Genomic DNA, 12,915 nt, shown 5'->3' on the forward strand with positions numbered 1-12,915 from the left:
GGCCCGCAGCGGTGATGCGGGGCAACCGCTGGGCTGCGCCGGGTCGGGTGCCTCTCCGCTCCGGCGAAGGTTCGTGAGGGGAACCCTGAGGGAATCTGATTCCGTCAGGGTTCCCCTCACGAACCTCCGCAACCGCGGCCTCGGACCCCGAACCTCCGCAACCCCGGCCTCCGGCCCCCGGGCCGCGCATCGCCCATCGGCATCAGGGAAGAGGACTCTGCCGGAATAGCTTGACACAAGCATCTTAGGACAAAGATACTTCCCGGCGACCCCGCCGGCCGAGGCGGCCGGTCCGGTCTCGCGGCGGTTCCGCGCGGTCCGGGCCGCCTCGCGATGGTCCGGCCCGGAAAGGAACCGTCGTGACCGTGCTGAGGGAAGGCCGCCGGCCCGGTGCGCCGCTGTCCGCGTGGCTGGGCGTGCTGGCGCTGTTGGCGGTCGTGGCGATTTCCTACATCGACCGGGTCAATGTGTCCGTCCTGATCACCGATCCCGCCTTCACCCGGCACTTCGGGATCGCGGGCAACCGGGCGGCGCAAGGCGCGCTGATGACGGTTTTCCTTGCCGGCTACGGAATCGCGGCCATGCTGATCACCCCGTGGTACGAAGCGGTGTTCGGGGTGCGGCGCGGGCTGCTCGTCAGCCTGATCTGCTGGGCGCTCTTCACGCTCGCGTCCCCGTACGCCGGGGGAGCAGTGGTGCTGCTGACGCTGCGGTTCCTGCTCGGCGCCAGCGAGGGCCCGCTGTTCTCGCTGAAAACCATGTACGTCAAGGACAATTTCGCCGAAGGCGCCTGGGGCAAGCCCAACGCGGTCAGCTCGATGGGCGTATCCCTGGGCACGGCGCTGGGCATCCCGGTGATCACCTTCGCCCTCGTGCACTTCGGCTGGCACGGCTCGTTCCTCCTGCTCGCGGCCCTCAACCTGGTGGTCGGATTGCCGCTGGTCGCCGTGTTCGTCCGAGCCTCCAGGCACCGCACGGCCACGCGGCAACCGGCGTTGCGGCGGTTCGCCGGAGCGCTGCGCACGCCCAAACTCGGCTGGATCCTGCTGATCGAGGTGGCCACGCTCGGCTATCTGTGGGGCAGCACCTCGTGGCTGCCGTCGTATTTGCTTCAGGCGCGGCATTTCTCGCTCGCGCAGATGAGCGCGCTGTCGGCGCTGCCGTTCGTGGTCAGCCTCGGATCCGGTTTCCTCGGCGGTTATTTCATCGACCGGATGCTCGCTCGCCGGGTGCCGCTCGTGCTGGTGATCGGCAGCGTCGGCACCGCCCTGTGCGCGACGGCCGTGACTTTCGCCGATTCGCGCTGGCTGGCGGCGGCGACGCTCATCCTCGCCAACGCGTTCTGGGGCCTGCAAGGACCGGCGATTCCGACGCTGGTGCAGCAATACGCGCCGGCGGGCACCGTCGGGAGCGCCTACGGCCTGATCAACGGCGTCGGCAATCTCGTGTCCGCGCTGCTTCCGACGTTGATGGGCGTGGCGATCGCCGCGGGCGGCGACCACGGATTCGCCGCCGGGTACGCACTGCTCGCCGCGACCCAGCTGCTCACGCTGCTCGGCGCCGTCGTCCTGCTCCGCGGCCGCGGCCCAGCCGAAAAAGCGCCCGCCGCGGCCGATCTCCCGGCGGTGCCGGAAGAGTCCCGTTAGGACGCGAACACCGGATAGGCTCCGTCCGCACCCTGGCGAACAAGGAGTCGATGACGATGGACACGGTCGATCAGGTGGTGGCGGACTGGGCGCGGCAACGCCCGGACCTGGACGCCTCGCCGATCGCGATCTTCGGCCGGGTCCGGCGGATCGCCGACCTGGCCGCCGGAAGCCTCCGCGGATACCTGGCCTCGTACGGCCTGACCCCCGGTTCGTTCGACATCCTGTGCAACCTGCGCCGAGGCGGCCGCCCGTACCGGAAGACACCGTCTGAACTGGCGGCCTCCGCGCTGGTCACCTCTGGTGCCCTGACCGGCCGCCTGGACGCACTCGAACGCGACGGCCTGATCCGCCGCCGCGACCACCCGGCCGACCGCAGAGTCAGCTACGCCGAACTGACCGCCGCCGGCCGCAAGCTCATCGACCGCGTCCTGGAAGGACACCTGGACCGGGAGGAAGCGCTCCTCGCCGGTTTGAGCGAAGCCGACCGCAAGGACGTCGAACGCGCACTCGCACTGCTGGAAGACACGGTCCGGGAAGCTTCTCCCGCGCAGTAGCCCACCGGTGGTCATTCGGGCAGACAACGAACCCGCCGAAGCCAAGCGAACTCCGGGCCTCCGCGGGCGTAGCTAGCGTGATCATCATGAGAGCCGGGAAGCCGACGACGTTCGTCCTGGTACACGGAGCCTGGCACGGCCCGTGGTGCTGGGAGCGGGTGAGCGGGCACCTCGCCGCGCGCGGTCACGAGGTGCTCTGCCCGTCGCTGCCGTGCGACAACGCCGAGGCAGGCCAGGACGAGTACCTGGCGGTTCTCGAAGACGCGCTCCGCGGCCGGTCCGACGTCGTCCTGGTCGCGCACTCGATGAGCGGCATGGTGGCGCCGCTGGCGACCGGCAACCCGGCGGTCAGCTCCCTGATCCTGCTGGCCGCCCTGCTGCGCGAACCCGGCACCACCCTGGCTGACGACGGGGCAGCACAACTCGCCGAGCCGTTGCGGAAAGCTCTCGCCAGGGCCGCCGCGGACGAGTCCGGCTGCTTGGCGCTGGACCCGGCCGACGCCTCCGACGTGCTCTACCACGACTGCACCCCGTCGGACGCCGCCGACGCGGTCAGGCAGTTGCGTCCCAGCGCGAATACCCTCGGCGGGCAAATCTGCCCGGCGTTGCCGGAACGCCGCGTGCCGACCACGTACGTGTCCTGTCGCGGCGATCGCGCGGCGAACTGCGACTGGAACGCCGCCCGCGCCCAGGAACTGCTCGGCGCCGAAGTCCGCGAGATCGACGGCGGACACTCGCCGTTCTGGTCGGCGCCGGAACAATTCGCCGCGCTGCTGGTCGAATCGGCCTGACGGAACGTCTCGCCCGCCGCACCAAGAGCTCGACTGCGGGCGAAGCGAGCCCTCCGCCGCGAGTCTGGACCGAAAGCGACCTGTCGGGGGTACGAAATTGTCGTGCCCCTGTGTGATCGTAGGGCAGCCCGTTGTTCCTCGGGGGAGGAGAACCGACGATGCCCGCAGCTCGGCCGACACCGGAGCAGGAGGCCGCGGCGGACGTGTTCCGTCGTGGCGGTCATCTGGTCTTGCAGGCCGGAGCCGGCACCGGCAAGACCACCACGCTCACGATGCTCGGGGCCGCGACGCGCCGGCGGGGCCGGTCTCTGGCGTTCAACAAGGCGATCGCGGCCGAGGCGCGGCGGAAGTTCGGGCCGAACGTGCAGTGCTCGACCGCGCATTCGCTCGCCTTCCGCGCCGGCGGGCACGTCTACGCCGACCGGCTGGACCGGCCGCGGATGGCTACCGCGAAACTCGCGCGGCTGCTGGGGATCACGATGACCGTGACGATCGGGGCCCGGACGCTGCACGCTTCCACGTTGTGCTCGATCGCGAAGGAGACGGTGCTGCGGTACTGCTACTCCGCCGACGACGTCCTCGGCCGCGAGCACGTGCCCTGGCCCAAGGGGATCGCCGACGAGCAGCAGCACGACCAGCTCGCCGAGCTGGCGCTGCCGCTGGCCGAACGGATGTGGGCCGACCTGCAGGACCCGCACCGGGGCAAGGTGCCGTTCAAACCGGACCACTACCTGAAGATGTGGGCGCTGAAACGGCCCCGGTTCCGGGGAGATTTCCTGCTGCTGGACGAGGCCCAGGACACCAACCCCTGCGTCGAGCAGGTGTTCCTCGCCCAGGGCGAGCACGCGCAGCTGGTGATGGTCGGCGATTCCGCGCAGGCGATCTACGGCTGGCGCGGCGCACGGGACGTGATGACCGGCTTCCGCGGCCGCCAGCTCGCGCTGTCGCATTCGTTCCGGTTCGGCGGCGCCGTCGCGGCCGAGGCCAACCGGTGGCTCGCGCTCGCCGACGCCCCGATCCGCCTCACCGGTTCCCCCGCGGTCTCCAGCCGCCTCGAGACGGTCCGCGCGCCGGACGCGATCCTGTGCCGCACCAACGGCGGTGCGATGGCCGAGGTCCTCGCCCTGCTGTCGGAGGGAAGGCGGGTCGCGCTGGCCGGGCGTTCCGAGGAGTTGCGGAGGCTCGCCGAAGCCGCCCGGGATCTCCAGGAAGGCCGCCGCACCGTCCATCGCGAGCTGCTGCTGTTCTCCACCTGGGGCGAGGTGCAGGACTACGCCGAATGGGATCCGGACGGACGCGACCTGCTGCCTTTCGTCGAGGTGATCGACGAGCACGGCGTCGACGTCGTACTGGCGACCCTGGACCGGCTCACCGCCGAAGCCGACGCCGAGATCACGGTGTCGACCGCGCACGCCGCCAAGGGCCGCGAGTGGTCCGCGGTCCGGATCGCCGACGACTTCACCGAGCCCGTCGACCCCGACAGCACCGGTCCCGCGGGCGAGCCGCTGCCCGCCGAGATCGAACCCGCCGAAGCCCGCTTGGCCTACGTCGCGGTCACCCGCGCCCGGCATCGGCTCGATCTCGGCGGACTGTCCTGGATCAACCAGCGTCCGGACAGCGTCGCGGCCGGAGCGGTCCGGTGAGCGGCGTGTTCGGCGTTCTCAACGAGCAGGTCGCTCCGCCCGGGCTCGGGCTGGTGCTGGCGCTGGGGGTGTTCGCGGTCGCGGTGTCGGCGGCGACCTTCGTGCTGATGCTGGCCGGTCCCGCGCGGTGGCGGCCGCTGACCCGGGCCAACGTTCTGAGCACCGTCGTGCACGAGGGCGGGCACGCGCTGCTGAGCATCGTGACCGGCGGCGGCGTGTTCCAGATCGCGGTCACCAGCGCCGAAACCGGGCTCACCCGCACTTGGAGCACGTCGCGCTGGTCGCGGGTGCTGACGCTGGTCGCCGGATACGCGACGCCGCCGCTGGCCGGTCTCGGCGCGGCCGCGCTGCTGCATCGAGGGCTCGCCCCGGCGGTGCTCGCGCTGACTGTGCTGGCCATGGTGCTGGTGCTGCTGGCGACCCGGGACGTGCTCACGCTCGGGATCGTGGTGGCGCTGGGCGCGGCCGCGTTCGCGACGCTGAAGTGGGGACCGGGCTGGCTGCGGAACACCGTCGCCTACCTGGAAGCGTGGCTGCTGCTGACGAGCGAACTCGGCGGCGTTGCGGCGCTCGTGGTCGGCCGGCTCCGGCACGGCTACTACGGCATGGAAGACGACGCCGCCGGGCTGGCCGAGGCGAGCGGGATTCCGGCGTTCGCGTGGATCGCGGGCTGGGCCGCGCTGATCCTTTGGACGGTCTGGACCGCGGTGCCGCTGCTCTGGCCGACCGCCTGAACATCCATATTGACGGAGCGTTCGAGACAGGACACCGAGGATCTGCGGAGTCAGGCGTCGCCCTTGATTTTCTTCATCGTCAGATGGGACGTGACCCGCAGGACGCCGGGCAGGCCCGAGAGTTTCCGGGTCTGGAACTCCTCGTAGGCGGCGTGGTCGGCGACCGCGACGCGGATGAAGTAGTCCGGGCGGCCGAAGAGCCGCCGGAACTCGATGACTTCCTCGTAGGAGGCGATCGTGTCCTCGAGCGCCTCGATGGTCGCCCGGTCGGTCGCGTAGACCTCCAGGTCGATCAGCGCCTCCAGCCCCCGGCCGACGGCTTCGGGATCGATCACCGCGCGGTAGCCGGCGATCACTCCGGCCTCTTCGAGGCGCTTGACCCGGCGCAGGCACGGGGGAGGGGTGAGCCCGACCCGTTTGGCGAGTTCGACGTTGGTCAGCCTGCCGTCCTGACGCAGGTGAAACAAAATATCCCGATCGAGCGCATCCAGTCGCACAACATTGCTCACCGACCCATGTTAACGCCATGATCGGACACCAAATTAGCCGGGAGCTGACGTAGTGTTCCAAGGGTGGAAACCGTCTCCGACCTGGCTGTTCGCGATCGCCCGCCCGCTCTGGCCGCGCTGAAGGACTGCGGGTCCGTCGGCATCGGCCTGGTCCCGCTCGGACTCGCCTTCGGCGCGTTCCTCACGCATTCGGGCCTCGCCTGGTGGTGGGCGACGGTGTTCACGACGTTCATCTACGCGGGCTCGTTCGAGTTCCTGCTCATCGGCCTGGCCGCCGCGGCCGCTCCGCTGGCGTCGATCGGGCTCTCGGCGTTCCTGGTCAACGTCCGCCACGTCTTCTACGCCCTTTCCTTTCCGCTGCACCGCGTGCGCGGCCGCCGGGCGCGCGCGTACAGCACCTTCGCCATGACCGACGAGGCGTACGCACTGTCCACAACGGACGCTGCCCGCGAGTGGAACGGCGCGCGAATCCTGTGGCTGCAACTGTTCCTGCACCTGTTCTGGGTCGGCGGAGCAACGGTGGGCGGCCTGCTCGGCTCGCTGATCCCCAGCAGCGTCGTCGGTCTGGACTTCGCCATGACGGCTCTGTTCGTCGTCCTCGCGCTCGACGCGGTCCGCGACCGAAAAGGCGACCTGCCGACCCCGATCCTGGCCGCACTGAGCGCGGTGGTGGCCCGCGTGGTCTTCCCCGGCCAGATGCTTCTGGCGGCGTTCCTGCTGTTCGTCGGAGGACTCGTCGTCCGTTCCGTGGTGGCCGAACGGAGCTTGAGCAATGCCTGACCCCGTCTACCTGCTAGCCGCAGTCGCGGTGTCCGCCGCGGTCACGTGGGGATTGCGCGCGCTCCCGTTCGCGGTCCTGGCACCGTTGCGCGCCAGCCGGACCGTGCAATACCTGAGCACCCGCATGCCAGCGGGCGTGATGGTGATCCTCCTGGTCTACTGCCTGCGCGACGTGTCGTGGACGTCTTCGAGCGCCGTCGCCCCGACCGTCGCGCTGGCCGTGACGATCGGCCTGCATCTGTGGCGCCGCAACGCAGTCTTGAGCATCGTCGGCGGTACGACGGTGCATGTTCTGCTGGCGAGCCTGCTGTTTCCGGCGTGAGGTTGCCGAAGAATTCTGTTCGCGAGTTCGAACACGGGGGCACCGCCAGTACCTGTATAGAGCGGGCCTCCCGGCCGCCCGCAAGGAGACCTAATCTGGCTTTCACCGGCCCCGGCTGAACAACGGGCCAGATCCCTTTTTATCTAAGGAGCACTCTCCAGTGCGGAAACGCGAACTCGGACAGCACCTCGAAGTTTCAGCCCTGGGACTCGGGTGCATGGGCATGAGCTTCTTCTACGGCTCGCCCCCGGACCCGGCCGAAATGACGAAGCTGCTGCGGGCCGCAGCGGACCGCGGCGTGACTTTTTTCGACACCGCCGAGGTTTATGGCCCTTTTACGAATGAAGAGCTGGTCGGCCAGGCGCTGGCGCCGGTCCGCGATCAGGTGGTGATCGCCACCAAGTTCGGTCTCAAGCACGGAGAACACGGCCCGACCCCGGCTTCCGGACTCGACAGCCGGCCCGAGCAGATCCGCCGGGTGACCGAGGCCTCGCTCCAGCGTCTGCGAACGGATCGCATCGACCTGCTTTACCAACACCGCGTCGATCCCGACGTGCCTATCGAAGAAGTCGCGGGCACGGTCAAGGAGCTGATCGCCGAAGGCAAGGTCAAGCACTTCGGTTTGTCGGAGGCCGGCGCGACGACGATCAGCCGCGCCCACGCCGTGCAGCCGGTGACGGCGCTGCAAAGTGAATACTCGCTCTGGACGCGAGAGCACGAAACCGAGATCATCCCGGCCTTGGAGAAACTGGGCATCGGCCTGGTGCCGTACAGCCCGCTGGGCAAGGGCTATCTGACCGGAACCATCGACTCCCGTACCTCGCTCGCCGACAACGACCTCCGCCGCATGCTGCCGCGCTTCACTCCCGAAGCGCGGCAGGCCAATCAAGCGCTGATCGACTTGCTCCAGGAGATCGCCGGAGACAAGGGAGCCACCCCGGCCCAGATCGCTCTCGCCTGGGTGCTGGCGCAAAAGCCGTGGTTCGTGCCGATTCCCGGAACCACCAAACTGCACCGCTTGGAAGAAAACCTGGGAGCACTCGACGTCGAATTGACGTCCGGCGACCTGCAGCGCATCGAGGCGGCGGCGAGCCATGTCCACGGTGAGCGAATTCCCGAAGCGGTGAAGTCTCAGTTCGGCCGCTGAGCCTCGGAACGTCGAATAGCGGAATTGCGCTCTTCAGCAGTACGGCTGTAAGCACGCTGTTTGCGAGACCAACTTTCCTGATCAAGTAGCGGACAGGGCACGGCTGCGCCGGAGCCGGATGCTTCTGGCGGAGAGGTACCGCCGCCGGTCGGTGACCAGAATCGAAACGAGGCCGCCGACCAGCAGCCATGCGGCGAGCTGAGCGACGCCGGTGGCCAGCCCGGTCCCGTCGGTGGCGGCGGCCCGCAACGCGAGCACCGCGCCGTGCGTGGGCAGGTAGTCGGCGAGGGCGTAGAGCGGTCCCGGAAGTGTCGAGACCACACCGGTTGCTCCGGCCAGGACCAGTACCGCCAGCGAGGCGATCCGGCCGGCGCGGCCGAAGATCGCCGTCGCTGCCTGGTTGAGGGCCACGAACGCCGACGCGGCCAGCAGTGCGATCAGCAAGAACCCGGCGGTGCCGCCGAGGCCGAGTTTGAGCACCGGGACCGCGATCGCGGTGATGGCGACAGCGGCGAGGGCGGCGGCGGTCGCGCCGGGGATTGCGGCGCGCAGGATGATCCGCCAGGTGGGTTCGCGGGCGGTGAGCACCGCGTCGGGAACGGCGCGGGTGATGAGGTAGGTGGCCAGTGCCAGCGCCCACAGGCCCAAAGCGGCGAACAGCGTCAGGGCCAAGGTTCCGGCCGGGGTTCCGTCGGCGGCTGAGGTGCTCGGGGCGGCGGCGACCGTCTTGAGGTGCGCGCGTTCGGCGTCGGTGTAGCTGGGCACTTGATCGCGGCCCTTGTCCAGTTGCGTGGCCAGTTCCTGCGCGCCGCGGTCGGCTTTCTTGGCGCCGTCGGTGAGTTGCCCGGTGCCGGTGGCGAGCTTGTGGGCACCGGAATTCGCTTGCCGGACACCGTTGTCGAGCTGGCGGGCGCCGTCCGCGGCGGACGCGATTCCGGCGGCAAGCTGGCCGGATTTGCCGGCCAGCTGGGCATTGCCGTCGGCGACCTTGCGGGCTCCGGCGGCCAGTGCCTGGATGGAGTCGCGAGCCTTGACGGCGTTGGCCCGGACTGCGGCTTTGGCGCCGTCGATCTTCTGCGCGTCGGCGGTGAACCGGTCTGCGGTCTGGCTCAGGTCGCTGCAGAAGGAGGTCGAACCGCCGTTGGCGGGGCACTGGTCGGCTAGGCGCCGGAACTGCTTCGCGGCGCTGTCGGCCGACGGGAGGGCGTCGATGGCGGCGATGATCCGGTTGGCCAGCGGCACGACGACGCTCGCGAGTTGTTCGTTGCCGTCGGCGACCTGATCGGCCCCATCGGCCAGTTGGCGGGTCAGCGCGGGCAGTTGCGCGGTGTCTCGTTCGGCTTGGGTGAGTCCGGAGGACAGCTTCCCGGACCCGGCGGCGAGCTGTTCGGTGCCGTTGGCGAGCTGGTTGGCGCCTTCGTTGAGCTGACCGGCGGCCTCGGCCAGCTGATGGTTCCCGTCGGCCAGTTGGGCCGCTCCGTCCGCGGCCTGTCCGACCTGCTTGTGCAGCGTCGTGAACCCGACATACACGTTGTCCAGATACGTTTCCACGACTTGCTGGTTGAGGGTGCGCTGCGTCGCCTGGGCGATGTGCGTCGCCAGGCTGGGATCGGTGACCCCGGCGGCGTCGGACGTCTGCACCTGCAGCCGCGCTTGCCGGGCGTCGAGCGGTTTGCCGGTGGCGCTGGAGGTGGCGCGGGCGGAGAAGTCCTTCGGGATCGTGACGGTGGCCGCGTAGCTGCCGTCGGCCAGGCCGGAGGCGGCGTCGTCGGCGTCGGTGAGGACCCAGGTGTACGAGGAATCCTCGCTGTGGGTCAGGTATCCGGCGAGCTGCCGGCCGAGCGGGATGGTCTGTCCGTTGACCTGCACCGGTTCGTCGTTGTTCACCACGGCTGCTTTCGCGGTGCCGTGATTGGCGTCCGGCGCCCAGAACGCCCAGGTGAGCAAGCCCATGACGATCAGCGGCACGGCGATCAGGCCGGCCCAGGTGCGCCAGGTCAGCGGCCCGCTGGCCAGTGCACGGGCGGAGTTGGCGAACGGCTTCAGCATCAGCGGACCTCGGCGGGCTGGGCGGCGGTGAGACCGTGCAGGCGAGTGACTCCGGCGGGCAGCAGATCCCGGATGCGGTCGGGATCCTGGCAGGTGAGCACGAAGGTGGCGGTTTCGCCGGAGCGGGTGCGGCGATCGTTGAGCAGGGCACGCACCCGGTCGCGGACATCGGTGCGGAGCACGAGATCGACGTCGTCGACGACGACGAGCCCGGCATCGCTCTCCAGCGCTTCGGCGATCTGGCGCGCCGGGTTTTCCCCGTCGCGGCAGGGAACGACGGCGACGTCCCGGCGAAGAGCGTGTGCGTGCTGCGGAAGTACGCGACCGAGCACCTTCAGATCGCCGGTGAGCTTCGTGACCCGTCCGGTGAGCGTGTACAGCAAAGCTGTTTTGCCGCAAGCGCCCGCGCCGTGCAGCACAAGGACTTCTCCGCCTTGGACGTGCAGCTCGATTCCGGAGTAGACCGGAGCGCCCCGGTCGTCTTCGAGCCGGAGGTCCCGGGCGCTGATCGCTTCAGTGCTGCCTGGCGCGGGCCAGTCGGCCAGGCGCAGTTCGTGGACGAGCGCGTCGCCCTCCGCGTCGAACACCGGCAGGGCGCGGTCGAGCTTCGGCGGCAACCCCCAGGCGCGGCGGCCCAGCAGTGCCAGGACAGCGGGCACCAGGGTCATGCGCACGATGAAGGCGTCGATGAATACGCCGACCGCGAGGCTGAACGCGATCGGCTTGATCGTGGCGCTGCCGTCGGGCACGAACGCGGCGAAGACGGCGAGCATGATCACCGCGGCCGCGACGACCACGCGCGACGCTGAAATGAACCCGGACTCGATGGCGTGGTGCGGATCGCCCTGGTGGACGTAGTCCTCTCGGATCCGCGAGACGAGGAAGACCTCGTAGTCCATGGCCAGTCCGAAAAGGACGCCCATGAGGATGATCGGCAGGAAGCTGATGACGCTGCCGACGTGAGTCACGTTGAGGACGTCGGCGAGGTGTCCCTGCACGAACACGAACGACGTCGCGCCGAACGCGGCGGCGACCGAGAGCAGGTAGCCCGCGGTCGCTTTGATCGGCACCCAGATCGACCGGAACACCATGGCCAGCAGGATCAGCGAGAGACCGACCACCAGAATTCCGAACGGCACCAGGGCGTCGCCGAGTTGCACGGACACGTCGATCCCGACCGCGGTGATCCCGGTGACCGCGGTCTGCGCGCCGTAGGCATCCCGGAAATGCGGCTCCATCCCCCGCAATCGGGCGACGAGGTCGTCGGTCTGCACGGAGTCCGGTGCGGTCGCGGGAATGACCTGCACGATGCCGGTGTCGCCCTTGGGATTCGGCGTGGCCAGCGGCACCGAGGCGACGCCGGGCACGTGCCGGATCTCCTCGGCGAGCTTGTTCATCAGCCCGATCGGATCGGTGCTGGTGATGATGTCCGCCGTGACGATGAGGGGACCGTTGTAACCGGGTCCGAAATGTTCGCTGACGACGTCGTAGGTGTCGCGCGCGGGGCTGCCGTGCTCCTCGGTTCCGCTGTCCGGCAACGCCAGGCGCAAGGACAGCGCCGGGATCGCACAGACCGCGAGACCGGCCACTACGACCAGCACGGTGACCAGCGGCACCTTGGTCGCGAGCCGGACCCACCCGCGCGCGATCTGCGGCTTCTGACGCCGCCGGGTCCGCCGCCGCGGTTTCTTGACCCGCGGCCGCAACCGCTTGCCGGCAAAGGACATCAGCGCGGGCACCAGCGTGACGGCGATCGCGACGGCCAGCGCGACCGCGACTGCGGCGGCAATGCCCATGGTGGTCAGGAACGGGATTCCCGCGACCGCCAGCCCGAGCAGGGCGATGACCACGGTCAGCCCGGCGAAGATCACGGCCGACCCGGCGGTGGCCGTGGCCCGGGCGATCGACTCCTCGACGGCGAGGCCTTCCGCCAGCTGGTCGCGATGCCGGGAGAGCAGGAACAGGGCGTAGTCGATCCCGACGGCGAGCCCGATCATCACCGCCAGCATCGGCGCGGTCGAGGAGATCGGGGTGACCAGCGTGGCCAGGAAGATCAAGCCGCCCGCGACGCCGACCCCGAGGACCGCGGTGGCCAGCGGCATCGCCGCGGCGATCAGCGACCGGAACATCAGCACCAGCACCAGCAGGGCGATGACCAGGCCGACGCCTTCGGTCGGGCTGAGCTTCGGGACCCGGTCGGAAAACGCGTCGCCGCCGGTGCGGACCTCCGTGCCGGTCGCCTTCGCGAGGTCGGCGGCGATCCCGGCGATCTGCGTCTTGGCGGCCGGATCGACCTGGGAGAGCTGCACTTTCAACGGAACGGCGAGGAGCGCGGCCCGGCCGTCCTTCGACACCGCGCCGTTGACGCCCTTGTCGAACGGGTTCACGACCGTCGCGACTTGATCCAGCTTCCCGATCCGGCTCACCGCTTGGCCGACCGCGGCCCGGATCTGCGGGGTATCGGCCTTCGCGCCCGCCGGCGCCACGAGCACCAGTTGCGCGGACGTGCCGCTGACCTCCGGAAAGACGCGGCCGAGATGGTCCAGGGCGTCTTGGGACTCCGAGCCTGGAATGGCGAACGCGTCGTCGGTGCCTTGATTGGCCACCAGCGCCGCCCCGCCGGCCGCGGCCAGGATCACGACCCACAGCGCCACTGCGAGCACACGCGCCCGGGCGGCGGCGCGGCCCAGCCGGTAGAGGAATGACGACACGGGTGCTCCCAACACGTCGGATACAA

General features: G+C 69.7%; 11 protein-coding genes. 8 read left to right on the plus strand and 3 right to left on the minus strand.

All coding sequences use genetic code 11. From position 1 onward, the window contains the following. The first annotated feature begins 359 nt into the window (after window positions 1-359). From AB5I40_RS44555 to AB5I40_RS44575, 5 genes are all read left to right on the plus strand, one after another. The gene (locus AB5I40_RS44555) at window positions 360-1,646 is read left to right on the plus strand and encodes an MFS transporter (RefSeq protein WP_370936213.1); all 1,287 of its coding nucleotides are present in this window, start codon (window positions 360-362) and stop codon (window positions 1,644-1,646) included. A gap of 56 nt (window positions 1,647-1,702) precedes the next feature. Further along, entirely contained in the window at window positions 1,703-2,203 is a 501-nt protein-coding gene (locus AB5I40_RS44560; RefSeq protein ID WP_370936214.1) for a MarR family winged helix-turn-helix transcriptional regulator, read from the plus strand. Between the two features lie 86 nt (window positions 2,204-2,289). Continuing rightward, window positions 2,290-2,994 (plus strand): alpha/beta fold hydrolase, encoded by a 705-nt coding sequence (locus AB5I40_RS44565; RefSeq protein ID WP_370936215.1) that lies wholly within the window; start codon window positions 2,290-2,292, stop codon window positions 2,992-2,994. A gap of 158 nt (window positions 2,995-3,152) precedes the next feature. Next, a complete protein-coding gene (locus tag AB5I40_RS44570) occupies window positions 3,153-4,637 on the plus strand; it encodes a UvrD-helicase domain-containing protein (RefSeq protein WP_370936216.1) in 1,485 nt (494 codons plus the stop codon). Next, on the plus strand, window positions 4,634-5,371 hold the full coding sequence (locus AB5I40_RS44575; protein WP_370936217.1) for a M50 family metallopeptidase: 738 nt from the start codon (window positions 4,634-4,636) through the stop codon (window positions 5,369-5,371). The genes AB5I40_RS44570 and AB5I40_RS44575 overlap by 4 nt, the downstream gene beginning before the upstream one ends. A gap of 50 nt (window positions 5,372-5,421) precedes the next feature. On the opposite strand, the gene AB5I40_RS44580 is transcribed toward AB5I40_RS44575, so the two are convergent. Next, on the minus strand, window positions 5,422-5,880 hold the full coding sequence (locus tag AB5I40_RS44580; protein ID WP_370936218.1) for an Lrp/AsnC family transcriptional regulator: 459 nt from the start codon (window positions 5,878-5,880) through the stop codon (window positions 5,422-5,424). Between the two features lie 63 nt (window positions 5,881-5,943). On the opposite strand from AB5I40_RS44580, the gene AB5I40_RS44585 reads away from it, so the two are divergent. From AB5I40_RS44585 to AB5I40_RS44595, 3 genes are all read left to right on the plus strand, one after another. Beyond that, window positions 5,944-6,660: an AzlC family ABC transporter permease gene (locus AB5I40_RS44585; RefSeq protein WP_370936219.1), complete on the plus strand. Its 717-nt coding sequence runs from the start codon at window positions 5,944-5,946 to the stop codon at window positions 6,658-6,660. Continuing rightward, complete coding sequence (locus tag AB5I40_RS44590; protein ID WP_370936220.1) at window positions 6,653-6,982, plus strand: branched-chain amino acid transporter permease; 330 nt, start codon at window positions 6,653-6,655, stop codon at window positions 6,980-6,982. Before AB5I40_RS44585 ends, AB5I40_RS44590 begins: the two co-directional genes overlap by 8 nt. Window positions 6,983-7,142: 160 nt before the next feature. After that, entirely contained in the window at window positions 7,143-8,129 is a 987-nt protein-coding gene (locus AB5I40_RS44595; RefSeq protein WP_370936221.1) for an aldo/keto reductase, read from the plus strand. Window positions 8,130-8,210: 81 nt separating this feature from the next. Here AB5I40_RS44595 and AB5I40_RS44600 read toward each other — a convergent pair whose 3' ends face one another. Both AB5I40_RS44600 and AB5I40_RS44605 read right to left on the minus strand, forming a co-directional pair. Next, complete coding sequence (locus AB5I40_RS44600) at window positions 8,211-10,178, minus strand: YhgE/Pip family protein (protein WP_370936222.1); 1,968 nt, start codon at window positions 10,176-10,178, stop codon at window positions 8,211-8,213. Continuing rightward, window positions 10,178-12,889 (minus strand): MMPL family transporter, encoded by a 2,712-nt coding sequence (locus AB5I40_RS44605; protein ID WP_370936223.1) that lies wholly within the window; start codon window positions 12,887-12,889, stop codon window positions 10,178-10,180. The genes AB5I40_RS44600 and AB5I40_RS44605 overlap by 1 nt, the downstream gene beginning before the upstream one ends. Window positions 12,890-12,915: the final 26 nt, after the last annotated feature.

The sequence above is a fragment of the Amycolatopsis sp. cg13 genome (assembly GCF_041346965.1).
Classification (GTDB): domain Bacteria; phylum Actinomycetota; class Actinomycetes; order Mycobacteriales; family Pseudonocardiaceae; genus Amycolatopsis.